We start from the raw sequence: 22,542 nt of genomic DNA, 5'->3' as shown, positions 1-22,542 counted from the left end.
AGAGCGGGACGTACGCCGGGTACAGCGGTGGCACAGGCGATCTTGGCGGGATTCGGAGCGGGGCGTACTACGACAGAGGCATGGCTTCACTACCTACGCGGCGCTTTCGGCGTTTCACCGCAAAAGAGTGTTCTGTCGGTTTTAGAGTCGGGGGAGTGCGCCGCTGTCGGCGGCTTTCGACTGTGCCCGGCGGGACGAATCTGACCAGCGCGTAGGGAACCGCAAGACGACATGCACCACGCCAACCAGTTCTATGGCCATACGTTCGTGCTGGCTCGCTACTGCGACATGCCGGACCCGGACCATCCGCAGCGCATCGACGGCTACCTCCAACACGGCTGGAACATCGGCGACGGGCTGGCGCCCGGCGTACCGTTCGTCCACGGCAGCTCGCTGTTCGTGTGGTCGGAGCGGACGCGCCGCCGTGCCTGGTCGCAGGGCCGTCGCGATGTCGTGGCGATCGGCGCGCCGTTCGCGTACCTGCTGCAGATGGAGTCGCACCTCCAGGCGGAGCCGGAGCGGGCCGGGACGATCTTCTACCCGTTCCACGGCTGGGAGGGCCAGCAGATCCTCGGCGATCACCGGCGGCTCGCCCGGGAGATCGCCGAGACCGAGCAGGGTCTGGTCACCGTCTGCCTCTATTGGAACGAGCACCAGCAGCCGGCGATCCGGGCGGTCTACGCCGACGCCGGGTTCCGGGTCATCTGCCATGGCCGGCGTGGTTTCTGGTGGCGCGGCCAGGACCGGGAGTTCCTCGTACGCCAGCTCGCCGAGCTGCGGCGGCATCGCCGGGTCGCGTCGAACCGGCTGACCAGTGCGATCTGGTACGGGCTGCTCGCCGGGTGCGAGGCGGCCGTCTACGGCGATCCGATGGTGCTGGAGAACGCGGACCCGACCTTCGGCGGCTATCCCCGGATCAGTTCGCAGTGGTCGGCGCTGCACGGCCGCCAGACCGATCTGGCCGAGTGCCGGGCGCTTGCCCGTCAGGAGCTGGGGGCGGATCTGCTCGCCGGACCGGCCGAGTTGCGGGTTCTGTTCGGCTGGCAGGAGACCTGGGCCGAGGCGCACGCCGCCGCCGGTCGGGCTGGGCTGGGCCGCGCCAACGGGGAGGGCGCGGGCGCGCGGATCGCCGCCGAGCAGGCCGTCATCGAGGACGCGAGAGGAGCCGTGCATGTCTGAGCTGGCTGCCGCACGGATCGGCGAAACCACCCGCAAGAACGCCGGAACGAGCGCCGTCAGGAACGCCGGAACGAGCGCCATCAGGAACGCCGGAACGAGCGCGGCGAGGAACAGCGGCAAGGGGACCGGCATGTGGTCGTGGACGGACTGGCGGGATCCGGCGTCGATCGTGGCGAGCCCTTCGGTGTCGGCGGTCGTCGCCGATCTCGTCGTGGCGGGGAGTCGCGTACTGGTGGCCGGGCCGCACGATGTCGGCCTGGTCCGGTCGGTGCAGGCGGCCGGGGCCGTCGTCACCTGGCTGATCCGTTCGGTCGAGGACGCGGGGCGGCTCACGCACGACCTGCCGGGGGTCGACGTCGTGTGTGGATCGCTGGAGGTTCTCGGCGATCGATTCGACCTGGTCCTGGCGCTGGACGGATTCGGGCGGCTGACCTCGGCGGAAGACGACGAACCCCGCCGGGACCTCGTGGCGCTGCTGGCGTCGCTGGTCGCGGACGAGGGCGTACTGGTGGTGCTGCACGAGAATCCGCTCGGGGCGCATCGCGCGGTCGACCTCGTGCCGGGACGTGAGTACACCGCCGACGAGGCGTGGTACCTGCCGGAGGCGTACGAGCCGCGGCTGCCCGCCTCGATGAGCGCGCTCACCACCGCGTTCGACGGTCATGGGTTGTCGACCCACGCCGGGTACGCCGTCTTCCCGACCCCCCAGCGGCCGCACGTGCTGGTCGGGCGGCCGGTGCTGGCCGACCCTGCGTCCGGGGTGCGGGACGGCTTGCGCCCGCTGCTGACGCAGGCGTTCACGGAGGCGTATCGGGGCCGGGAGGTGCTGGACGATCCACGCGAGCTGGTCACGAAGATGGCGTACGCCGCCGCGGAGGAGACGCTGGCCGCCGGGTGGCTCGTGATCGTGAGCCGGAGCGCCGGTGCGGTGAAGCAGCACGAGCTGGTGTTCTCCGGCGAAGGCGGCCAGCTCGTGTCCACAATCGACGAAGTACGCGGAGAACCCCGGGAGGCCGGCGGACTGCGAGAGACGGTCGAGTGGCGGCTGCCGTCCGGGCCGACGGTGGCCGAGCGGCTGCTCCGGCTGTGCGCCGCCGCCGACCTGCCGGGCCTGCGCGCGGAGTTGCGCCGGTACGCGGCCTGGCTCGACGGCTGCGCCGTGGACGGTCGGCTGACCGGCCCGGTGGGGCTGGCCACCTTCGGCACTGTCTGCGACGACGGCGACGAGCTGCACCCCGATCTCGTCCGCTGGGAGCCGGTCGCACCCGTCCCGGTGAGGGTGGCGCTGCATCGGTCGCTGTGGGACTTCGCGTCCACGCTGATCACGCGCAACCGGCCGCACCCGTACCCGCTCACCTTCGACGCCACCGAGTTGACCGCCGTCCTGGGCGCGGTCGTGGACGCAGTCCCCGGGCCGGGCGACCTCGACGCCGCCCTCGATCTGGAGATCGCCGTCCGGACCGTCCAAGGCGACCCCGACCCCGTACGCACCCGCAAGGAGCTGGGCGCGCACCTGCGGCCGATGCCGGACGTGGCGGGTTATCGGGCGCTGGTCGACGTCTTGTGGCGGCAGAACCATCTGCTGCAGCACGCGCGCGAGAACGCGGCCTGGCTGGAGAAGATCCTGATCTCCCGGGACTCCACGTTGAGCAGACTCGACCTGCAGATCCAGCGGCATCAGCTGACCGGGCCGGAGCACATGGTGGAGATCGCCCGGAAGGCGTACAAGAAGGTTCGGGGGAAGGTGGCGCATCGGCGGCGGACCGAGGAGAAGCCGCCCGCGCCGAAGGTGTGCTCGGCCTGCCGCACGGAGGAGGCCGCCGCCGGCACGCCCTACCGCCGCCTGCGCGTACGCGTCGAGGGCATCGACTTCGAGCCGACTCCGCCCCGGCCCCGGACGACGCCGGCCGACGAGACGGAAAGTGCCATCGTCGCGGAGGCGTGATTCACGACCGCCGCACTCCGGGTAAGAGCGCAGGTGTGCTGGACGGGCCGTGGCAGAATCGACAGGTGCCGCCGGACGCGCCGCTCGATCCGATCGACCCGCTGACCTCGCCAGATCAGCCGGGGGAGACGCCTCGTGCCCGGCGGATCCGGCTGACCGCCCGCCGATGGGCGGATTCGCTGATCGACATGTCCGGCGCGAACCGGCTGATCTACTACCGCGATCTCAAGTCCGGCACGCTCAATCTGGGCCAGGCCGACCCGGTGGCGGTGACCGCGCTGCTCGGCGGCCAGCCCCGGACCGTGGGGGAGCTGTTCCGCGAGCCGGACACGCGCGCCGACGCGATGCGTCGCGTCCGCACGATCCGCACGAAGATGCGGGAACTGTCGGAAGAGCGGGGTCTGGACGCCGGATACCTCGCCGTCGGCATGGCGACCTGGCGCGAGGCCGATCGCTCGCCCCGCTCGCCAGTGCTGCTGCACCCGCTGCGGATCACCGCGACCTCGGCGATCGAGGCCGACTTCACCCTCCGCGTGATCGGCGACGCCGAGGTCAACCCGGTGCTGCTGCACCGGCTGGCGCACGACTTCGGCGTACAGGTGTCCGCGGAGGAGGTGCTGATCGGCGCGGAAGGCGCGTCGCCCGAGGAAGAGGCCGAGCAGGCCCTCGAAGCGCTGGCGAAGCTGGCGCTGCGCGTACCGGGGTTCGCGGTCGGCTCCGATCGCGTCGTGGGCACCTTCGTCTACGAGAAACTGCCGATGGTGCAGGACATCCAGCAGTCGGCGGGCCTGCTCGCCCTCAGCGACGTGGTCGCCGCGCTGGCCGGGGACACCTCGGCCGCCCGGGAACTGGCCGGCGGTGAGCGCGTCGAGGTCTCCGCGCCGGACACCATGCCGTTGCGCGACGAGTACCTCGTGCTCGACGCCGACTCGTCGCAGAGCCGCGCCATCAACGCCGTCGTGGCCGGGCAGCACCTGGTGGTCAAGGGGCCGCCGGGCACGGGCAAGTCGCAGACCATCGCCAACCTCATCGCCACGCTCGCGGCACGGGGTCAGACCGCACTGTTCGTGGCCGAGAAACGGGCCGCGATCGACGCCGTGGTCGACCGGCTGCGCGCGGTCGGCCTCGACGATCTGGTGCAGAACCTGCACGGCGGCACGACCAGCCGCCGTGACCTGGCCGAATCGCTGCACGCGCGGCTGCTGCGGCTCACCGAGGAACACCAGCCGCAGCTCGCCGACCTCGGCGCCACGCTCGTCGCGCGCCGCGAGCAGATGGTCGCGCACAACACCGCGATGCACCGGCGGCACGCGCCGTGGGACGTCTCGGTCTTCGACGCGCAGGCTCGTCTGCTCGGCCTCGGCCCGGAGGCGGTCACGCCAGCCAGATGGTACGCCGAAGGGTTGCTGGCCTTGGACCGGCACCAAGCCGACCGGTTGCGCGACGGCGTCGCCGAGGCGGCCCGGTTGGGGTTGTTCGACCCGGCGTTGCGGACCGGAGCCTGGGACGCCATCACCACGACGGATCCGACGCAGGCCCGGGCGGCGATGCACACGGTGACCGAATTGGCCCAGCGGCGCCTGCCCGAGCTGCGCCGGCTGGTCGCCCAGGCCGCCGCCGAATGCGGCCTGCGTCCACCGTCCAACCTGGACGAATCGCGCACGATGCTCGCCACCGTCGCCGCCGCCGAATCGGTGCTCGCCCGGCTGCGCCCCGAAGTATTCTCCGGCCCGGTCGACACCTGGTGGGCGGCGAGCGGCGACCGCGCCTTCCGGCGTACGCATCAGGTGAGCTTGAGCTGGTCGCAGCGGCGGGCCGCCCGCAAGGCCGCGAGCGCTCTATGGCTGCGGGGCAAACCCTCGAAGCGTGAGCTGCACCAGGCGATGGCCGACGTCATCGAGGTGAGCCGGCGGTGGCGCGAGGCGAGTGTGGACGGACGCGCGCCGCGCGGATCCACCGTGACGCAGGCGGCGTCCTCCGCTCTGGAGGACACGGCGCGCGACGTGGCCGCCGTGCCCGTGATGCGGCCGGACACCGCCCTCGATCAGCTGCACTGGCAAGCCGACGCGCTGGCCGCCGACTCCCACGGCCTCGACCGTGCGGTCCGCCGCAACGCGCTGGCCGCAGAGCTGCGGCAGTGGCGGGCCGACCGGCTGCTCGACGAGCTCACCGCCCGCCAAGCCGGGCCGGAGCTGGCGGTACGCGCCTTCGACCACGCCTGGCTGACCAGCGTGCTCGACCACATCCGCGCCAACGACCCCCGGCTGCGCGGGTTCGACGGCGATCAGCTCCACGCCGCGGCCGAGCAGTTCCAGGCAGCCGACGCCGAGCACATCACCACGACTCCGGCCCGCGTACGCCGCGCCGCCGCCGCGCACCTGGTGGCCGTCCTGGACGGGCATAAGGACGAGCAGGACCTGGTCCGCCGCGAAGCGGTCAAGAAGGCGCGGCATCTGCCGATCCGGCACCTGTTCGAGAAGGCGCCGCACGCGTTGCTCGCCATCAAGCCGTGCTGGGCGATGAGCCCGCTGCTGGTCAGCCAGGTGCTGCCCGCGCAGCGGCTGTTCGACGTGGTGATCTTCGACGAGGCGAGCCAGGTGCTGCCCGTCGACGGCATCACCGCCGTCATGCGCGGCCGCCAGCTCGTCGTCGCCGGTGACGAACACCAACTGCCGCCGACCGCGTTCTTCGACAAGGTCGACAGCGAGACCGAACTGTCCGATCAGGACGAAGAGGCGTACACCGACGACGTCGAGTCGTTGCTGCAGGCGTTCTCCACCGTGCTGCCCCTGCCGCAGGTCACCCACCTGGCCTGGCACTACCGCAGCCGCGACGAGCGCCTGATCGCCTTCTCCAACGCCCAGATCTACGCCCCGCACGGCAACGAACTGGTGACCTTCCCCGGCGGGGTGGCCGGGCCGACGCTGCGCCACGTCCTCGTGCCGCCCGTGCACACCAGCCGCACCTCCGAGGTCGCGCTGGAGAGCGCGTCGGCCGAGGTGGACCGGGTCGTCGAGCTGATCCTCGAACACTTCGAGACCCGGCCCGACGAGTCGCTCGGCGTCATCACGATGGGCATCAAGCACGCCGACCGCATCGACGCGGCGCTGCGACGGGCGCTGGCCACCCGATCGCACCTGCACCGGTTCTTCACCGAGAAGGGCGCCGAGCCCTTCTTCATCAAAAACATCGAACGAGTGCAGGGCGACGAACGCGACGCGGTCATCCTGTCCGTCGGCTACGGCCCCGGCTCCGACGGGCGGATGCTCTACCGGTTCGGGCCGCTGAACATGCAGGGCGGGCAGCGGCGGCTCAACGTCGCCATCACCCGGGCGAAGCGCCGCATGACAGTGGTCTCCTCGTTCTCCGCGCACGACCTCGACCCGCAGCGCCTGCGCGCCGACGGCGCCCGCCTGCTGCGCGCCTACCTCCAGTACGCCGAAGGCATCGGCGCCGCGCCCGGCGTGACCGGGGGCGTACCGGCGAACGGGTTCGAAGCCGACGTCCTGGCCCGGCTGACCGAGGCCGGCATCCCCCTGGTCCCGCAGTACGGCGTCGGCGGCCACCGCATCGACTTCGCCGCCACCCATCCCGACGACCCGAACCGCATGGTGCTCGCGATCGAGGCCGACGGGGCGACCTACCACTCGTCGCCGACCGCCCGCGACCGCGACCGGCTGCGCTCGGATCACCTCGAACGGCTCGGCTGGCGGTTCCACCGGATCTGGTCGACCGACTGGTTCCACCGTCGCGACGCCGAGATCGCCCGCGCCGTCGAGGCGTACCGGGACACGCTGGCCGGCATCGAGGACCCGTCGCTGGCCCCGCTCGTGCAGCCCACGGCCGCCCCGGCCCGGGTGGGGGAGCCGCCGTCGCTCACGCCAGGGCTTCCGATCGGCGACTATCCGCACTCCAGCCTGGTGGATCTCGTCCGGTGGATCGAGAGCGACGGGCGGCTGCGTACCGAGGACGACGTGCTCAACGAGGCCATGCTGCGGCTGGGCTTCACCCGGCGCGGGCCGCGCATCGTCGAGGCGCTGAGCCGGGCGATCGCCACCGCCCGCGCCTGACCCCGACTCCTCGCAAGCTGGCCGGCGCCGACGGCGTCAGGCGAAGTCCTCGATCGGGGTCTGCGACACTCGCGCCTCCACGTACCGCCTCTTCGCCGACGGCTCGACCGGTCCGTGCTCGATCTGAATCACCGACAAGTCGTTCGGTAGGAGCCGGATCGGCAGGCGGGCGCCCGCGGCGTACCGCTCGTGCTCGTCATAGGGAAGGTTGAAGATGCGGTAGATCCGGTCACCGTCGACGCCGACACCTACGCCGTCGAAGCGCAAGCTCATCGCGACCTGCGCCACTCGGCGGTAGGGGTTGTCGGTCTCGTAGACGGCGCTGTCCTCCACGACGGCGAAGCCCGCGACGCCCTGCCGGTCGAACCGGCGCTGCCGCCGCCAGATGCCCAGGCCCACGACGAGGCCTACAACGGTGGAGACGGCCACCCAGAACAGGGCGCGCCACTCGCCCGCCGAATAGGCGAGGACGGCGAGGGCGGCCCAAACGACGGCCACGCCGGCGATGATGAGGCGGTCACGAGTCTTCTTCGACACGATCGCAGAGACTAGCGGCTCGGGCGCGATCAGTGGGGGTGCTCGGTGCGGGTGTGTGCCGGGCCGTGCGCGTCCTCGCAGTGGTCGCCGGGGAGGCTCTCGGCCGAGCCGCCAGAAGTGCGGTCAGCGCGCGGTTCGATCTGCAGCAGCTGGTCGGTCACGTGGTCGACCTGCAAGGTCGTGTGCGTCAGGTCGTAGTCGTCGTGGAGGAGCGCTTCGAGGTCCAGGCGTACCTGGTGGCAGTCGAGCTCGCGGTCGACGAGCACGTGCGCCGACAGCGCCGGCTGGCCGGAGGTGATCGTCCAGACGTGCAGGTCGTGGACTTCGGCGACGCCTTTCTGGTTCGCGAGCAGGTCGCCGATCTGGTCGGGGTGCAGGCCGGCGGGCGCCGCTTCGAGCAGGATGCGCCCCGAGTCGCGGAGCAGCCCGATGCCCGCCTTCAGCATCAGGGCGACCACGATCAGGGAGGCGATGGCGTCCGCCTGGTCGAACCCCGTGAACACCATGATCAGACCGGCGACGGCGGTCGCGATGAAGGCGTACAAGTCGTTGAGGATGTGCTGGAAGGCGCCCTCGACGTTGAGGCTGGCGCGGTTCGCCCGGCTGATGGCCCACGAGGCCGCGACGTTGACCGCGACCCCGGCCAGCGCGGTGATCACGACGAGCCAGCCGTGCACCTCGGGTGGGCTGATCAGCCGCCGGACCGCCTCGTACGCCAGCCACGCGGCCAGCAGGAGCAGGGTGAGGCCGTTGGCCTGCGCGGACAGGATCTCGGCGCGTTTGAGCCCGTACGTGTAGTGGCCCCGGGCCGGGCGGGCGGCGAGCCGGATCGCGATCAGCGCCAGGACGATCGACACCGCGTCGGTCAGCATGTGCGCGGCGTCGGAGATCAACGCGAGGGACTGGGCGATGACACCGATGACGACCTCGACGGCCATGAAGCCGCCGATGAGGGCGAGCGCGATGGTCAGCCAGCGGCGGTCGGCGTCGACGGAGACGCCGTGAGTATGCCCGTCCGCTTCGTGGTCGTGCCGGTTCGTCACGAGATCAACAGTACATCAGAACGTGTACTGTTGCCGTGCGGACCGTGGGTGTCGGCCGCTGGGGATATCTTCAGATCATGGCATCGCGTGCCGTGGCCGCCACGGCCGCCGTGCTCGGGACGATCAGCGGCCTGCTGCTCGTCCGGGCGGTCGCACCCGCGTCGCTGGCCGACTACGTGAGCGCTTCGGCGGTTCCCGGGCAGCCGCACACGCTGGCGTACCGGCTGGGCATCTTCGGCTTGGCGGCGACCGCAGCGCTGCTCGCTGTGGTGACCAGGTCGATCGTGGCGCTGCCGCTGGCCGTCGCGGTGCCCATGATCGCGCTGTCCGGCGCGGTCACCTGTACGCCGGGCTGCCCACTGCCGCCCTACGAGCAGACCACCGCGCAAGATCTCGTGCACGCGACCACCAGCGTCCTCGGCGTCGGCCTGTGCGCGCTGGCGATGCTGGCCGGGGCCTGGCGGGGCAGCCGCTTTTCCAAGATCGCCATCTTCGTGACGTGGCCGTTGCTCGCCGGGACCGCCATCGGGATCGTCGCCGTCGGGCGCGGGTCGGTGACCGGTGTGCTGGAGCGGCTCGGCCTGGTCGCCTGCGTGATGTGGCTGGTGGGTTTCGCGCTCGGGCACGCCGCCCGTTCGTCGCGTTCGCCCCGCTCGCCCCGTTCGGCGGGGTCGCCGCGTTCGGCGGGGGCGTCGCGTTATCCGGGATAACGCGGCCTTGCGGCCACTCAATGGGGACGATTTCCCGGATAACGCGAACGATCCGGATGAGGCGAACGCAGAAGTCGCACGCGAAGCCCGCGCGGACCGCAACGTCCGGCCCGGCCGCAGCCGAGCCGGACGCCCCCGATGTCAGTGGTTGTTGTTCAGCCAGATGCAGGGGTCGTCGCTGCCGGTCCGCCGCCAGCAGATGTGATCGCGGCTCTGCGGGCGTACTCGCCGTCGACGGAGATGCCCAGGGCTGACTGGACGCTACGCAGCGACGCGATTGCCGTTATCGAATCGTGATCTGAGACTCTGCGTGACTGCGTGGCTGGACAGAACGGTCAGGCAGCCAAGACCCTGTCAGAGCATCGCGAGATTGGTTGACTCTGCGTGATCGGGCCCTGGTCGCGCAGGACGTCTTGATCAAATTAGACAACTGCGGGACACCTAAGAACGCGCAGCTCCCTTTACAGTTCCCGGGCAAGCTCGCCCGGAACTCGCCGGGCGAGAAGCGGAAGCCGCACGGTGCGTCATCACCGTGCGGCCTTTGTCCGCACTCCCGGATTAAGGAGAGTCCATGCGAACAGGCACAAGACTACTCGCAGTGCTGGCTACGGGCCTGCTCGGCGTGGCTGGGATGCCATCGATCGCGCACGCCGCCGACGTCACGCCGGACGCCGTGATCGTCTGCGACCCTGGCACGACCGACATGCAGTTCAACACCACCAGCTCGGTACGCACCCTCACCCATGACAAGTACTACTCCGTGCCGGCCGGCGGATCGATCGGTATATTCAACAGCATCACGAAGATCGCCACGATCACGGCCTCGGTCAGCTATAGCACCTCGGCAACGGTCTCGGCGAGCGTTGTCATCGGCGAACTGTCGGGCACGGTCGGCGTCACGCTGGCCGCGTCTGGCACCTACACCTCGCAAACGACCGAGTCGGTGACCTATCACGCGGGACCGGGCCAGTACGCCGCCTGGCATGGCTTCAAGAAGTTCTCCGGAAACTGGTCGGGGTACAAGTGCAACACCGGCGGGACGGCCGAAACATACGTATCTGGCAGCGCGGTCTCGTGGGGCGTCGCGGGCGAAGGTGTGAGCAGCTGCTCGGGCAGCTACTCCTCCAGCAGCTGGGAATACAAGGCCGTTGCGTACGCCTGTTGACGTCGTCGTTCGCCGCCAGTCGTTCACGGGCTGGCGGCGAACGGAAGGGCAAAGACAATGACTAGAAGACCACTCCGGCTCCTGGCGGGCCTCCTCGCGGGCGTCAGCCTCGCGGCGTGCACCCCGACATCTACTACGAGCTCAGCACCCACTCATGCGACCGGCACTTCGCCTACCGTGTTGGAGGCGACGGCACCGTGCGCCTCCCGGGGTCCCAAGCCCTCTGCTGGCCTGTTGCAGGTCAAGCAGATCTGGCCGCAGACGACCAGCGTCTTCTTCGGATACGAAGCAACCAATCTCGACAGACAAGCATGCGCTACCGCTTTCGGCGGGAGAAGTCTGCCCGCACCCGCGTGCGATCGGCCTTTTCCGTTCTATGGCATGTCACCGGACCAGACCAACGTCATCTTTGGCCAGAGCCGAGCCGACCAGGCTCTGACCGCGGTGGTCCGCGGGCACGACCCCGTCGCAGCCGGGCAGGTCATCAATCCCCGTGAGGTCCGCGAGCTCGTCCTCATCTTCAGCAACCACGAACGAGCGATCGACAATGCCGTCACCGACGCCGTGCGCAAATGCGGGAGTCCTTCGACAGGCGCGCCTGACGTGTATCGAACGCTGGTGAAGAGTCAAAACGTGGATGACCTGATGATCGCTGGGCGTATGGAGATCGTCGACAACAAGCTGATCTGGCTAGAGTTCGATGAGATCGGATGGAACGAGGCGAGCTACCAGAAGGTCGCCGACCTTGCCCGCAGCGAAGCTGGCCGACTGTAGCGCAGGACCTGCCCCCGCGGCGTCGCGAATGGCGAGCCGTTGACACTCGCTCGCCAGCCACGCGAAGACACTCGCCGTAGTTGAGAATGAATTGCCGTTGAAACGCCAAATGGCTTCTCTGTGGGGCATGCCCTGCGTTGAGACGGAGGATTCCGGCTCATCGGCGCGCGATGCCTCAGCCGGAATACGAGCCCCGTCGTCGCGGCCACATCCTCCTGCGTAAGTGCACTGCGCCGTCGGTGCTCCCGTGCCGCTTCCCCGAACACTCGACCACGGTAGCGGCGGCGTGCAGTGTGGACAGTCGACGAGCTCGACGATCCGGTCAGGCGGACCGGCACGATACGCGAACACGACTTCCAGTGAGGTCCCGTCGGTTTCCGGGGACGCGCGCGGGGTATCCGGTGGACTTCCTGGCAGAACCCCCAAGGGAGCCGCGAGATGACACGGGCGTGGGTGTTCACCCTGCTGACAGCCCTGGCGTCGACGCTCGGCCCGGCCACCGCCGCGTACGCCGTCCAGCCGAACGACCAGGATCGGCGCCTGCTCATCGCCCTGCACCAGGCGACGTTCGCGCAGATCGAACTGGGCCGGCTGGCCGAGCAGAAGGCGACGACCCAGGTCGTGCGGCAGACGGCTCGGTCGATCACCGCATCGCATGTGGAGCTGGACCCGGACGTCGGCAAGACAGCCGACGCCCTGGGTGTTTCGCTGCCGAACGAGCCGGACGCCACGCTGCGGACGACTGCCGCCGAACTGGCCGCATTGTCGGGGACGGCGTTCGACCGCCGGTGGATCGACGTCCAACGCCGGTTGCACGACGAGCTGATGGACCGCATTCAGGCTGACCTCGGCAGCGGCGGCGACCAGCAGGCCCGGCAGCTCGCCGCGACCGCCGAGCCGATCGTCGCCTCGCATCGCGACTCCCTGCGAAAAGCGGCCCACCAGGTCAGCCCGCCCGTCACGGTCGACAGCGGACTGGGTGGCGCGGCCGGGCCGCCTACTGAGGTGGTCGTGCTCGCCGGGGTGGGCGTACTGGTGCTGCTGGGCGGGGTCTGGCTGCGCCGGCGGACCGCGCGATGAAGACCGCGAACCTGCTGATCGGGGCCGGGATCTGGTTGACGATCGGCGCGATCGTCGGCTGGCTCAGCAACTATCCCATTCCGCCGCCCGCCGATCCGGTCGCGGTGGCCGGCGACAACGTGCCGATCACGCTGAAGATTCCCAGCCGGCACGTGACCGCGCCGGTCGAACCGGTGGGCACCGGCGAGCGAGGGAGCTTGAACCTTCCGGCCGCGTCCCGGGTCGGCTGGTGGATCGGCGGGTCTGGCCCGCTGGATCCACACGGGACGGTGGTCCTGGCCGGTCACGTCGACAGCCGCCTCGGCCCTGGCGTCCTGCGTGCGGTGGGGATGCTGCGGCACGGCGAACGGATCGAGGTCGTCACGGCGCACGGTGCGACGACCTATGTGGTGTCGGCCGTCAGCCGTTACCCGAAGCAGTCGCTGCCGAGATCGCTGTTCACGACGCAAGGCCCCCGGCGGCTGGCGCTGGTCACCTGCGGTGGCCCGTTCGACCAGGCCACGGGGCACTATCGCGACAACGTCGTCGCGGTCGCCGACCCCGTCTGATCCGCCCAGCGCGAGGCCCGGACCGTTCCTGAACAGTGATCAGAAGTGATCGTGGTGATCGGTTCTGTCACTGCGCCCGTCCCGAACGGTGTTGGAGGGGCTGGGTTGCCGCGTTCTCGGTCTCGTCGGGGGCGCGGATCGTGTCCGTGTTCCGGTGCGAGTCGGGCGGTTTCCCTCGCGTCCTTGTTCGCCTGGTCCAGCCTGGGCGCTCCGATGCCCGCCGGCATCGCTCTGGTGCTGGCGGGGCGGTGGTGTCCGTCGCCGGATCGGGTGTCCGAGGGCGCGCCTGCCGATCGCGATGCTCGCGGCTTCGTGTCGGCTGGTCTTGCGGGTAGGGGTCGTCATGGGCGTGGCCCAATGCTGTGCGCCCCACTTGCTGGTGTACGCCGGGTCGACGGCGATCACGGCGAGGTCGTGTTCGGCGCACATGCTGACCAGTCGGGCACGAAGCCGGCTGGTGGGGATGCCGGCGATGAGGTTCCGGAAGCGTTTGTTCCGGCCGTGCTTCTCCCGGGTCGTGGAGTCGGTGAAGTCGAGGTCCTCGATCGCGATCGCCTGCACACCGGCCTGTTTGGCCCAGTGCAAGAGCTGGGTCAGGGCGTGGCGCAGTTGCGCGTCACGATGCTGCGTGGTGCCGGTCAGGTCGTAGCCGAACCGGCGCGGCTGCCCGACCGGGTTGCCGTGCGGGTCCAGGCGCCAGGCGGCGAGGTGGTCGGCGTTGGTGTCCACGCCGATGACACCACGCGCCTGCAGCGTCTCTAAAGGCACGACTGGAAGGTCTTTGCGCTGCCACGACGCGTCTACATACCAGCGGCCGGAGTTGACGTCGTAGTGGATGCGGTAGGCCACCGCCCGGTTGTCCTGGATCCGGTCGGCCCACTCCTCGCCCCGGTGCGGGAACGACACCCGCGCCGCCAGGGTATACCGGCCGTGCGGGCTGTTGGCGTACTCGGCCAGCGGCACGGGCAACCGGAGGCTGATCTGCCCATCAGGGGTAACCCGGATCGTCTCGTTGCCGAACCGCTTGCCCGACTCCCCGTTCGCGGTCAGGAACCAGCGCGCCGTCTGCCACTGCTGGCGCCACTGCTCCTCGGTCTTGTCGGCGGCGGCGAGATTGTGCCGCTGGTGCAGCAGCCGCCGGCCGCCGCGCACAATCGACACCCGGCCCGCGTCCCGTTCGGCCCGCACCCGCTCCAACCGTTTTTCCAGGATCGCCAGCCGCCTGGATTTGACGAACCACTCGTGGGTGGACCGGTAGCCGCCCGGCGCACTCCGGCCGCCTTTGCTGCCGACTGGCAGCGACAACCGGTGCCGGATCATCGCAATGCCCGTCTCGAGCGAGCGCAGATGGTCGTGCTGTGCCCGCCGCGACAAACCCCACTGGTCGTGCGTGGCCTTGGTGATGCTGCCCGCCCACCGCGACGACGACGCACCGGTCAGCTCCCGCTTGCGGTGCGCCCACGCCTGGTTCGAATGCCCGAGACCGTCGCGGCAGCGGCGGGCCAGATCGGCCGATGCCAACGAGCCCAGATGCGCGCCGACCAGACGCAACACCTTCTCGTCCTCAGCGGTCAACCGTTTGAGCCGGTCCCGGATCGACACACCCGACGGACCGTCCACAACGAACGGCCGCGCAACATCGCGCAACAGCCTGTTCTGCCCGTCCATCGTCAGCGGCTCTCCACACCCCAGGCACACCATCGCTTCCCCGACGACCATACACGCGTACGAACAATGACATCAGAAACCCCGCATCACATCCGGAGAAGATCATCACCGTCGTCCATAAGGCTGAAACACCTTGCAGACACTCGTAATCACTCACGGACACTCAACCGTAAGCAGTTTCACACCCCCGCGACTGGGCCCGGGCTTCGTCGGGTGGTGCGTCAGGCGGCGTCGGGATCTGCGCCGGTCCGGCGAACGTCCGCGTCGCGATCGCTGCGGCCCACCGGCGTCCCATCGTCGGCGATCGTTTCGTCGTCCGCGTCGGGCCGCCGGTCGTCAGCGCGCTCCTCGTCGGTGAGGTCCGCGTCGACGGCCGCGGCCGGGACGATGGGCGGAATCGGCTGGCTGCTCATCATCGTGGCGACTCCTTTCACCTCTGCGGGCGGCGTACCCAGAAGGAGTCGTCGGTCAAACAGACACGCGGCGGAAGATCAGGTCCGCGATGGGCCGCCCGGCGTCGATCCCGCGTTGCTCGAACTTGGTCACCGGACGCCGGTCGGGGCGTTGTGCGTATCCCTCGGTCGTGTTGGCCAGGCCGGGATCCGCGGCCAGGACCTCGAGCATGACCTCGGCGTATTCGGGCCAGTCGGTGGCGCAGTGCAGCGTGCCGCCGACGCGCAGCGCGTCGCGCAGGACCGCGACGTTCTCCGGGCGGACCAGGCGGCGTTTGTGGTGCCGGGCCTTGGGCCACGGGTCGGGGAAGAAGATGTGGATCGCGTCGACGCTGCCCGGTTCGAGCATGCGCGTGAGCAGGGTGATCGCGTCGCCGCGGGCGACGCGCACGTTCGTGAGCCCGGCCGCGTCGACCAGGCCGAACAGGTGCGCGATGCCCGCGTAATGCACCTCGACCGCGAGATAGTCGCGCGCCGGGTCCGCGGCGGCCATGATCGCGGTCGCCTCGCCCATCCCGGACCCGATCTCCACGACCAGGGGAGCGCGGCGGCCGAAGATCGCCGCGGGGTCCGTTCGCCGTTCTTCGACTTGTACGCCGAGAGCCGGCCACAGCTGCTGAAAGTCGGCCTCGCGCTGGGGGCTGACCCGGCCTCGTCGCGGATGGAAGCTGCGGATGCGGTGGGGTGTGCTGATCGTTTCGCTCATGACGCCCACCAGGATACCGGCGACCGCCGACCAGAAAATTCTTAACGAGTACACGTTAAGTCTTGAAAAGATTTGCCGTCCGGGGGTCTACTGCTTGGCATGTTCCCCCCTCGACGTTTCCCCCCGAGACGGCTTCTCGCGCTCTCGCTCGCGGTGACGACCGCGTTCGCGTTCGGCGGTGTCGCGGTTGCCCAGGCGGCCGAGACGCAGGCCGCGCCCGCGATCGAGACCGCCCGGACGACCCGGCCCGTCGCGCCCGGTGTGACCCTGACCTCCTTCGACACCGTCGACGCCGGCGGCTGGCTGCGGGCCGACGCGCTGACGACCGACCTGGGCGGCGGCATCACGGTCGACTACCTGAGCCCCGGGAAGGTCGCCGCAGACGAGACCGTACGCCAGATGACCACCCACGACGGCAAGGCGACCCGCGCGGTCGCCGCGGTCAACGGTGACTTCTTCGACATCAACAACTCCGGCGCGGCGCTGGGCATCGGCGTCCACAGCGGACAGCTCGTGCAGTCGCCGACCGCCGGCTGGTCCAACGCCGTCGGGTTCAGCGCCGAAGGCATCGGCCGCCTCCTGCAGGTCGGCTTCGACGGCACGGCGACCTGGGACGGTGGCTCAGTCGCGCTGACCCAGTTCAACAACCGGGTGCAGAGCGGCGGCATCGGCCTGATCACTCCACTGTGGGGCGACTACACCCGCCAGCGCGCCGTCGACGGCGCGTCCGACGTCACCGAGGTGACTCTGGTCGACAACGTCGTCACCGCCATCGGCTCGGCGGCGGGCTCCGGGACGATCCCGGCCGGGACGACGATCCTGCTCGGCCGCGAGGCCGGGGCGGTCGCCCTGCGCAACCTCGCCGTCGGCACCCACGTCACCGTGGCGTACCAGCCGAAGACCTCCGACGGCGGCCCCCTGTACGCCGCGGTCGGCGGAAACTACCTGCTCGTCAAGGACGGCGTACCGCAGGACTTCGACGACGTCGCCCTGGCGGCCCGCAGCGCGGTCGGCTTCAACCGCGAAGGCACCAAGATGTACCTGCTCACCATCGACGGCAAGCAGGCCAACAGCGCCGGTGTCACCCTGGGCAAGTGGGCGCAGATCGTCGCCGACTTCGGGGCGTACAACGCGCTCAACATCGACGGCGGCGGCTCTTCTACGCTGCTGGCCCGTAAGCCCGGCGAGGCCGACCTCACGCTGGAGAACAGCCCGTCCGACGGCAGCGAGCGGGCAGTGGCCAACGGCCTCGGCCTGTACGCCCCGGTCGGCAGCGGCAAGCTGACCGGCTACTGGGTCGCGCCGACCGCCGACCCGGCCGCCGCGCCCGGCTCCGACCAGGTCACCCTGGCCCGGCCGGATCGGGTGTTCCCCGGTCTGACCCGCAAGCTCACCGCCAACGGTTACGACGAGACCTACGGCCCCGCCGCGGGCACGCCGCTCTGGCGCTCCAGCATGGTGCCGGTCGGCTGGGTCACCTCCGACAATGTCTTCCACGCCGGATTCCCCGGGCAGACGACAGTGACCGCGTTCCGGGCCACCGCCACCGGCTCGACGAAGCTGACCGTGCTGGGCGCGCTCGACCGCATCCGGCCCACCGTCGAACGGCTCGGCCTGTCGTCCGGGTCCACCGGAGCGTTCGGCCTGGTCGGCTACGACGATGCCGGAGCCACCGCACCGATCGAGCCCGGCGACGCCAAGCTCGACTACGACCACGACCTGTTCGAGGTGACCGCCACCCCGAACGGCACCCTCACTGTCAAGCCGCTGGTGGCCACCGGCGCCGGGCTGATCACCGCCACGGTGCAGGGCCACTCGGCCAGCGTCGCCGTCACGGTCGGCCTCACCGACGTCTCGGCCGCCACCTTCGACGACGCGGCGAAGTGGACGGTCACCACGGCCCGGGCCAGCGCCACCATCGCGCCGACGCCGGACGGTCACACCGGGCAGGGGATCAAGCTCAGCTACGACTTCACCCAGTCGACCGCCACCCGGGCCGCGTACGCCAACCCGCCGACCCAGTTCACGATCGATGGCCAGCCCCAGGGCTTCGGGCTGTGGATCTACGGCAACGGCAAGGGGGAGTGGCCGGCCCTGGAGTTCTACGACGGCCTCGGCCAGGCGCAGATCCTGCGCAGCGACTACATCACCTGGACCGGCTGGAAGTACGTCGAGTTCAAGGTGCCCGTCGGGGTCGCGTACCCGCTGAAACTGCGGCGCTTCTACGTCGTGGAAACCAAGGCGGCCGCCCAGTACAAGGGCGAGGTCATCATCGACGACCTGGTGGCGAAGGTGCCGCCGACCGTCGTCTCCCCGGCCGTCCCCAAGGTCGTCGACCCCATCGTCGGTAGGTTCGGCGCGGTGAACTCGAAGGACTGGCGCTTCGCCGTCATGTCCGACTCCCAGTTCGTCGCCCGGTCGCCCGACAGCGACATCGTGCGCAACGCTCGGCGTACGCTGCGGGAGATCAAGGCGGCCAAGCCGGACTTCCTGATCATCGACGGCGACTTCGTCGACGAGGCCTCCCCGGCCGACATCGCCTTCGCCAAGCAGATCCTGGACGAGGAACTCGGCGGCGAGCTGCCGTACTACTACGTCCCGGGCAACCACGAGGTCATGGGCGGTCCGATCGGCAACTTCCAGGCGGTCTTCGGCGACACCCACCGGGTCTTCGACCACAACGGCACCCGGTTCGTCACCCTCGACACCTCCGCCCTGTCGATCCGCAGCTCCGGCTACGACCAGTACGCCCTGCTGCGCTCCGCCCTGGACAGCGCGGCCGCCGACCCGGCCATCGGCTCGGTCGTCCTCGTCGAGCACGTCCCGCCGCAGGACCCGACCCCGGGCAAGGGCAGCCAGCTCAACGACCGCAAGGAAGCCGGCCTGATCGAGAAGTGGCTGGCCGACTTCCAGACCACGACCGGCAAGGGCGCCGCCTTCCTCGGCGGCCACGTCGGAACGTTCCACGCGTCCCGAGTGGACGGAGTGCCCTACTTCATCAACGGCAACTCCGGCAAGAACCCCGCCACGCCGGCCGACGACGGCGGCTTCACCGGCTGGACCCTGTGGGGCGTCGACAAGGTCACCCACCCGCGCCCCTACACCGGCCTGCCGCTCGTCCCGTGCGGCCCCGGCCAGTGGCTGACCGCCCAGGTCAACCCGCACGTCGACGGGCTCTCCGTCACCGTGCCGGCGGTCACCGTCGGCGCATCCGTCGACGTGTCCGCTTCGCTCACCCAGCCGGGTGGGCGGGTCGTGCCCGTCGCGTACCCGGTGAGCTTCGCCTGGACGGGCGGGGCCGGACTCCACATCGGACCGCGACGCACCGCGGACTCCGGTGACATCGCGGCCTTCGACCCCCCGACCGGGCAGCTGACCGGCCTGCGCGCGGGCACGGCGACCCTCGCGGTCACCGTCAACGGCGTCACCCAGGAGGTCGTCGTCACCGTTTCATGACGACGACCCACGGGAGCCGGGCTTGCAGGTCAGGGCAAGCCCGGCTCCCTCTTTTGCTGTCTTTCCGCGCGCCTTTCCGCGCTTCCCGCGGCTTCACGCGTTCCTTCCGCATGCCTTCCCGCGGCTCTGCGCGTGTCTTCCGGGCTTTGCGTGCGCGCCTTCCGCGACTTTGCGCGTTCCTTCTGCCGCCGCGCGCGGGTTCCGCAGCTTGCTGCGCGGCTTCCGCGCGATCATGAACCTATGGTCGTGGCGTGTCCCCAGGGACCTGAGCGATTCCCGAGGACCCTGATCGTCGGCTACGCGGCCTGGGGGAGTCGCCCCCACATCGCGGTGAATCCGGCGGCCTCACCGGTCAGCCAGCTGTCGACATCCTCGAACGCGCCCTTCACCTCATCCAGCCGGTGCGGCACCCCACGCCGGACATCCACCAGCACCGGTACGCCGTTCGGCAGGATCTGATCCATATAGCGCCGCATGAGGTGCAGCGACGCCGTGATCGTCTCCGCCGTCGGCGGCTGCTCGTCGAAGTGCAACCGGACCGCCTCCTTGCGGCCGTCGTCATACCGCAGCCCGAAGTGCGCGCTGACCTTCACCGGCAGATCGCCGAGCATCCCCAGCGCCTCCCGGGTCGGCGTCAGCCCGAACTCACCTGGCTCGCCGAGCGTCTCCAAGTACTGCGCCGCCCCGGTCGTCAGCGCCGCATAGAGTCGCCGCCAGCGCGGCGCGACCGACTGGGCAATGTCGGCCAGGTGCAGCCCGCCGGTGCGGAACTGGATGTCGGCCTTGAGCGCCTTCAGAAACTGGCCGTGCGGATTGAACCCGCCGCCCGTCTCGCGCCGCCGGCGAAGTCCACCGACGTACGCCGCCTTCGTCGGGCCGGTCTGATCGACATAGCGGGTGAACGCGAGCAACGTGGCGTAGGGCAGCGAACGGGTGGCGGAAGGGGTGGACATGTCGGCTCCCTCGTGTCGGCGCGTGTCAGCGCAGCAGGTCAACGACCCTGTTTCGTACACACATTCTAAACGTGCCCACTGACATTCACCACTGTCCGCTACCTGGCCGTCACTCCACGCCCGCGCCGTGACCTGCGGTCCTTGTCAGCCCTTGTAACGTGGCACATTTCCGTATGTGGCATCCCTCACTTCCCTCGAACACCTGTCCTTTCCCGTCTTCCCCGACCACCGTTGATCATGGAGTTAACTGTGGTATCGACGGCGTGTCGGGGGTGCAAACTCCATGATCAACGTCGCGTCGGGCCGGCCGCGGCCCGCCTTCGCGGCCCGCTCGACGCGACACCGGATACCCCGTGTGCGTGATCATGGCGGGCCGTGTACAGTTATGGCTCGTGCGGCTGAGCCGGACACCAAGGGCCTGGTGCCTACGGTGCGGGCGAAGTCGGACCACCTGTCCGGGTGGCGGAATGGCAGACGCGCTAGCTTGAGGTGCTAGTGCCCGTATAGGGCGTGGGGGTTCAAGTCCCCCCTCGGACACCACCACCTGCGGATTCCCGTCATCGGCCGAAGCGAATCTTCGCCGGTCGCGGGATTCTTCTGCTCTGTGGTCGGTTAACTCGGCCACGTCCACCGGACGAGGGTCACCCTCCCGGTAACTCCCTCGCCGCCCTGTCCGGCTGGTGGCGACCATGAGCCGCGTGCCACCACCCGACTGCCCGCCCGGCGGGCCCATCGCCGCGCTCATCCCGGCCGCCCTGCCCCGCCCGCGCCCCGTGCCCGCGCCGGTCGGCGACCTCCCACCAGGGCCACCCGCACCATCCACCGCGGCGCCGCCCGGCTCGCCCGGAACCGGCCCGGCGATATACGCGATCGCCCGGCTCAACCGATCCGGCCAAATCAGCGCCGCCGGCGTCATGTCCGCGCTCGGCTGGGCTGCGGGCGACCTGATCACCGTCACCGTCCGCCACGGCGCCATCCTCGTGCGCCCGACCGGCCACGGGCGGCGCGCTATCGGCGCCGACAGCGCGCTCGTCCTGCCCGCCGCGGCCCGCCGGATGTGCGCCATCGGTGCCCCGTCCGCAGTGCTGCTCGCCGCGCTGCCCGACGCCGACCTGCTGATCATTCACCCGATCGCCACTCTCGCCCGGCTCCTGGCCCGCCGGCACACCCAGATCCTGGAAAGACCGTCATGACCGCACCCGCTGACCGCATCGCCGCCGCCTGGCGCATGCTCGCCGAACTCGGCGTCACCATCACCGACCTGCGCGACGACCTGCGCTCGCGCAGGCCGATCCCGACCGTCGCCGACTACCTGCCGCAAGTCGCTGCCGCGGCCGGTCCAGGCGCCCGGCGCACCTACGGCAGTTACTGGGCGCGCATGCGAACGCTGTGGGGCCACCGGTGCCTCGACGAGATCGCCGCCACCGACATCGAAGCCCTCCGGTATGAAGCCGCCGGATCCGCGCGATCACGGCGCAACAGCCGCAGCGGCCGGCACGCCGGCGAACACGTGATCGCCGCCGCCCGTGCCCTGTTCAACCGGGCCATCGCCGACGGGCTCATCGACCCTGGCGCCAGTCCGGCCCATCAGGTGGCCAAACCCCGACGGCTGCCGAACACCCGCCGCGCCCTAACCGCGGGCGAACTCGTCCAGATCAACGAGGCCGCCCGCGCCAGCGGTGACGACGTGGTCCTCGACGCACTGCTGCTGCGCCTGCACACCGAAACCGCCTGCCGCCGCGGCGGCGCCCTCGGACTACGCCTGGCCGACCTCGACGTGCGCAACGGGCAGGTGCATCTGACGGAGAAGGGCGGCACGCAACGCTGGCAGCCGATCACCACCGGCCTCGCTCAGCACCTGCTGGCCCTGGCCAAGGCTAGGGGAGCGGTGCAGCCGACCGACAGGCTGCTGCGCTATCGCGACGGCCGTCCGCTGACCAGCCGCCGCTACGACCATCTGTGGAAACGCCTGGGGGAGCAGCTGCCGTGGGTGGCGATGCTCGGCGTGTCCACGCACTGGTTGCGCCACACCACCCTGACCTGGGTCGAACGCAATGTCGGCTACGGCGTCGCCCGCGCGTATGCCGGCCACACCGACTCCACCGGCCCCGCCACGACCACCTACATCAAAGGCCAAATCCACGAAGTCGCCGCCGCGCTCGCGGCGATGACTGGACAGCCGCATCCGCTCGCCAGCGCCGCACAGCTGGCCCGACTGAACGGCGCGTGACCGGCCACGAAGTACCGCGACAGCAG

The 22,542-nt window shown here is 70.2% G+C and carries 17 protein-coding genes and 1 tRNA gene; 12 read left to right on the top strand and 6 right to left on the bottom strand.

What is annotated here, in order from left to right; all coding sequences use genetic code 11:
• The first annotated feature begins 231 nt into the window (after nucleotides 1-231).
• The 3 genes from AB0H43_RS22390 to AB0H43_RS22380 are packed head-to-tail and all read left to right on the top strand — an operon-like array spanning nucleotide 232 to nucleotide 7,194.
• Nucleotides 232-1,179, top strand: a complete 948-nt coding sequence (locus AB0H43_RS22390) for a hypothetical protein (RefSeq protein ID WP_360001911.1) — start codon at nucleotides 232-234, stop codon at nucleotides 1,177-1,179.
• Nucleotides 1,172-3,124, top strand: coding sequence for a hypothetical protein (locus AB0H43_RS22385; protein WP_360001909.1), 1,953 nt, complete (start codon nucleotides 1,172-1,174; stop codon nucleotides 3,122-3,124). Before AB0H43_RS22390 ends, AB0H43_RS22385 begins: the two co-directional genes overlap by 8 nt.
• Nucleotides 3,121-7,194: an AAA domain-containing protein gene (locus AB0H43_RS22380; protein ID WP_360001907.1), complete on the top strand. Its 4,074-nt coding sequence runs from the start codon at nucleotides 3,121-3,123 to the stop codon at nucleotides 7,192-7,194. Before AB0H43_RS22385 ends, AB0H43_RS22380 begins: the two co-directional genes overlap by 4 nt.
• A 36-nt stretch (nucleotides 7,195-7,230) precedes the next feature.
• On the opposite strand, the gene AB0H43_RS22375 is transcribed toward AB0H43_RS22380, so the two are convergent.
• Nucleotides 7,231-7,731 carry a hypothetical protein gene (locus AB0H43_RS22375; protein WP_360001905.1) on the bottom strand — a complete coding sequence of 167 codons (501 nt, stop codon included), beginning with the start codon at nucleotides 7,729-7,731 and terminating at the stop codon, nucleotides 7,231-7,233.
• 29 nt (nucleotides 7,732-7,760) lie between these two features.
• A complete protein-coding gene (locus AB0H43_RS22370; protein WP_360001903.1) occupies nucleotides 7,761-8,774 on the bottom strand; it encodes a cation diffusion facilitator family transporter in 1,014 nt (337 codons plus the stop codon).
• Between the two features lie 77 nt (nucleotides 8,775-8,851).
• On the opposite strand from AB0H43_RS22370, the gene AB0H43_RS22365 reads away from it, so the two are divergent.
• From AB0H43_RS22365 to AB0H43_RS22345, 5 genes are all read left to right on the top strand, one after another.
• Nucleotides 8,852-9,484 (top strand): DUF998 domain-containing protein, encoded by a 633-nt coding sequence (locus tag AB0H43_RS22365; RefSeq protein WP_360001901.1) that lies wholly within the window; start codon nucleotides 8,852-8,854, stop codon nucleotides 9,482-9,484.
• Nucleotides 9,485-10,055: 571 nt separating this feature from the next.
• Nucleotides 10,056-10,649, top strand: a complete 594-nt coding sequence (locus AB0H43_RS22360) for a hypothetical protein (protein WP_360001899.1) — start codon at nucleotides 10,056-10,058, stop codon at nucleotides 10,647-10,649.
• Between the two features lie 234 nt (nucleotides 10,650-10,883).
• Nucleotides 10,884-11,423, top strand: a complete 540-nt coding sequence (locus AB0H43_RS22355; RefSeq protein WP_360001897.1) for a hypothetical protein — start codon at nucleotides 10,884-10,886, stop codon at nucleotides 11,421-11,423.
• 438 nt (nucleotides 11,424-11,861) lie between these two features.
• Nucleotides 11,862-12,503 (top strand): DUF4142 domain-containing protein, encoded by a 642-nt coding sequence (locus AB0H43_RS22350; RefSeq protein ID WP_360001895.1) that lies wholly within the window; start codon nucleotides 11,862-11,864, stop codon nucleotides 12,501-12,503.
• Nucleotides 12,500-13,051, top strand: a complete 552-nt coding sequence (locus AB0H43_RS22345; protein WP_360001893.1) for a class F sortase — start codon at nucleotides 12,500-12,502, stop codon at nucleotides 13,049-13,051. Before AB0H43_RS22350 ends, AB0H43_RS22345 begins: the two co-directional genes overlap by 4 nt.
• 39 nt (nucleotides 13,052-13,090) lie before the next feature.
• Here the strand turns inward: AB0H43_RS22345 and AB0H43_RS22340 are convergent, their stop codons facing one another.
• The 3 genes from AB0H43_RS22340 to trmB form a co-directional block, all read right to left on the bottom strand.
• Nucleotides 13,091-14,653 (bottom strand): hypothetical protein, encoded by a 1,563-nt coding sequence (locus AB0H43_RS22340; RefSeq protein ID WP_360001891.1) that lies wholly within the window; start codon nucleotides 14,651-14,653, stop codon nucleotides 13,091-13,093.
• Nucleotides 14,654-14,940: 287 nt separating this feature from the next.
• On the bottom strand, nucleotides 14,941-15,132 hold the full coding sequence (locus tag AB0H43_RS22335) for a hypothetical protein (protein WP_360001889.1): 192 nt from the start codon (nucleotides 15,130-15,132) through the stop codon (nucleotides 14,941-14,943).
• Between the two features lie 55 nt (nucleotides 15,133-15,187).
• Nucleotides 15,188-15,877: a tRNA (guanosine(46)-N7)-methyltransferase TrmB gene (gene trmB / locus AB0H43_RS22330; protein WP_360001887.1), complete on the bottom strand. Its 690-nt coding sequence runs from the start codon at nucleotides 15,875-15,877 to the stop codon at nucleotides 15,188-15,190.
• 99 nt (nucleotides 15,878-15,976) lie between these two features.
• On the opposite strand from trmB, the gene AB0H43_RS22325 reads away from it, so the two are divergent.
• Nucleotides 15,977-19,333: a phosphodiester glycosidase family protein gene (locus AB0H43_RS22325; RefSeq protein ID WP_360001885.1), complete on the top strand. Its 3,357-nt coding sequence runs from the start codon at nucleotides 15,977-15,979 to the stop codon at nucleotides 19,331-19,333.
• A 296-nt stretch (nucleotides 19,334-19,629) separates the two neighbouring features.
• On the opposite strand, the gene AB0H43_RS22320 is transcribed toward AB0H43_RS22325, so the two are convergent.
• Nucleotides 19,630-20,286, bottom strand: coding sequence for a hypothetical protein (locus AB0H43_RS22320; protein WP_360001883.1), 657 nt, complete (start codon nucleotides 20,284-20,286; stop codon nucleotides 19,630-19,632).
• Nucleotides 20,287-20,739: 453 nt separating this feature from the next.
• On the opposite strand from AB0H43_RS22320, the gene AB0H43_RS22315 reads away from it, so the two are divergent.
• From AB0H43_RS22315 to AB0H43_RS22305, 3 genes are all read left to right on the top strand, one after another.
• A tRNA-Leu gene (locus AB0H43_RS22315) sits at nucleotides 20,740-20,826 on the top strand.
• A 158-nt stretch (nucleotides 20,827-20,984) separates the two neighbouring features.
• Nucleotides 20,985-21,479, top strand: a complete 495-nt coding sequence (locus AB0H43_RS22310; protein ID WP_360001882.1) for a hypothetical protein — start codon at nucleotides 20,985-20,987, stop codon at nucleotides 21,477-21,479.
• Nucleotides 21,476-22,516, top strand: a complete 1,041-nt coding sequence (locus AB0H43_RS22305) for a site-specific integrase (protein ID WP_360001881.1) — start codon at nucleotides 21,476-21,478, stop codon at nucleotides 22,514-22,516. The genes AB0H43_RS22310 and AB0H43_RS22305 overlap by 4 nt, the downstream gene beginning before the upstream one ends.
• Nucleotides 22,517-22,542: the final 26 nt, after the last annotated feature.

This window comes from Hamadaea sp. NPDC050747 (assembly GCF_040654195.1).
Classification (GTDB): Bacteria; Actinomycetota; Actinomycetes; order Mycobacteriales; family Micromonosporaceae; genus Hamadaea.
This window is presented reverse-complemented; position numbering and strand designations above follow the sequence as displayed.

What these genes read in the sequence shown, in the direction of transcription:
- trmB (WP_360001887.1), bottom strand. Translation starts at nt 15,877, where the DNA reads ATGAGCGAAACGATCAGCACACCCCACCGCATCCGCAGCTTCCATCCG.
- AB0H43_RS22390 (WP_360001911.1), top strand. Translation starts at nt 232, where the DNA reads ATGCACCACGCCAACCAGTTCTATGGCCATACGTTCGTGCTGGCTCGC.
- AB0H43_RS22385 (WP_360001909.1), top strand. Translation starts at nt 1,172, where the DNA reads ATGTCTGAGCTGGCTGCCGCACGGATCGGCGAAACCACCCGCAAGAAC.
- AB0H43_RS22325 (WP_360001885.1), top strand. Translation starts at nt 15,977, where the DNA reads ATGTTCCCCCCTCGACGTTTCCCCCCGAGACGGCTTCTCGCGCTCTCG.
- AB0H43_RS22365 (WP_360001901.1), top strand. Translation starts at nt 8,852, where the DNA reads ATGGCATCGCGTGCCGTGGCCGCCACGGCCGCCGTGCTCGGGACGATC.
- AB0H43_RS22305 (WP_360001881.1), top strand. Translation starts at nt 21,476, where the DNA reads ATGACCGCACCCGCTGACCGCATCGCCGCCGCCTGGCGCATGCTCGCC.
- AB0H43_RS22350 (WP_360001895.1), top strand. Translation starts at nt 11,862, where the DNA reads ATGACACGGGCGTGGGTGTTCACCCTGCTGACAGCCCTGGCGTCGACG.
- AB0H43_RS22345 (WP_360001893.1), top strand. Translation starts at nt 12,500, where the DNA reads ATGAAGACCGCGAACCTGCTGATCGGGGCCGGGATCTGGTTGACGATC.
- AB0H43_RS22320 (WP_360001883.1), bottom strand. Translation starts at nt 20,286, where the DNA reads ATGTCCACCCCTTCCGCCACCCGTTCGCTGCCCTACGCCACGTTGCTC.
- AB0H43_RS22335 (WP_360001889.1), bottom strand. Translation starts at nt 15,132, where the DNA reads ATGAGCAGCCAGCCGATTCCGCCCATCGTCCCGGCCGCGGCCGTCGAC.
- AB0H43_RS22360 (WP_360001899.1), top strand. Translation starts at nt 10,056, where the DNA reads ATGCGAACAGGCACAAGACTACTCGCAGTGCTGGCTACGGGCCTGCTC.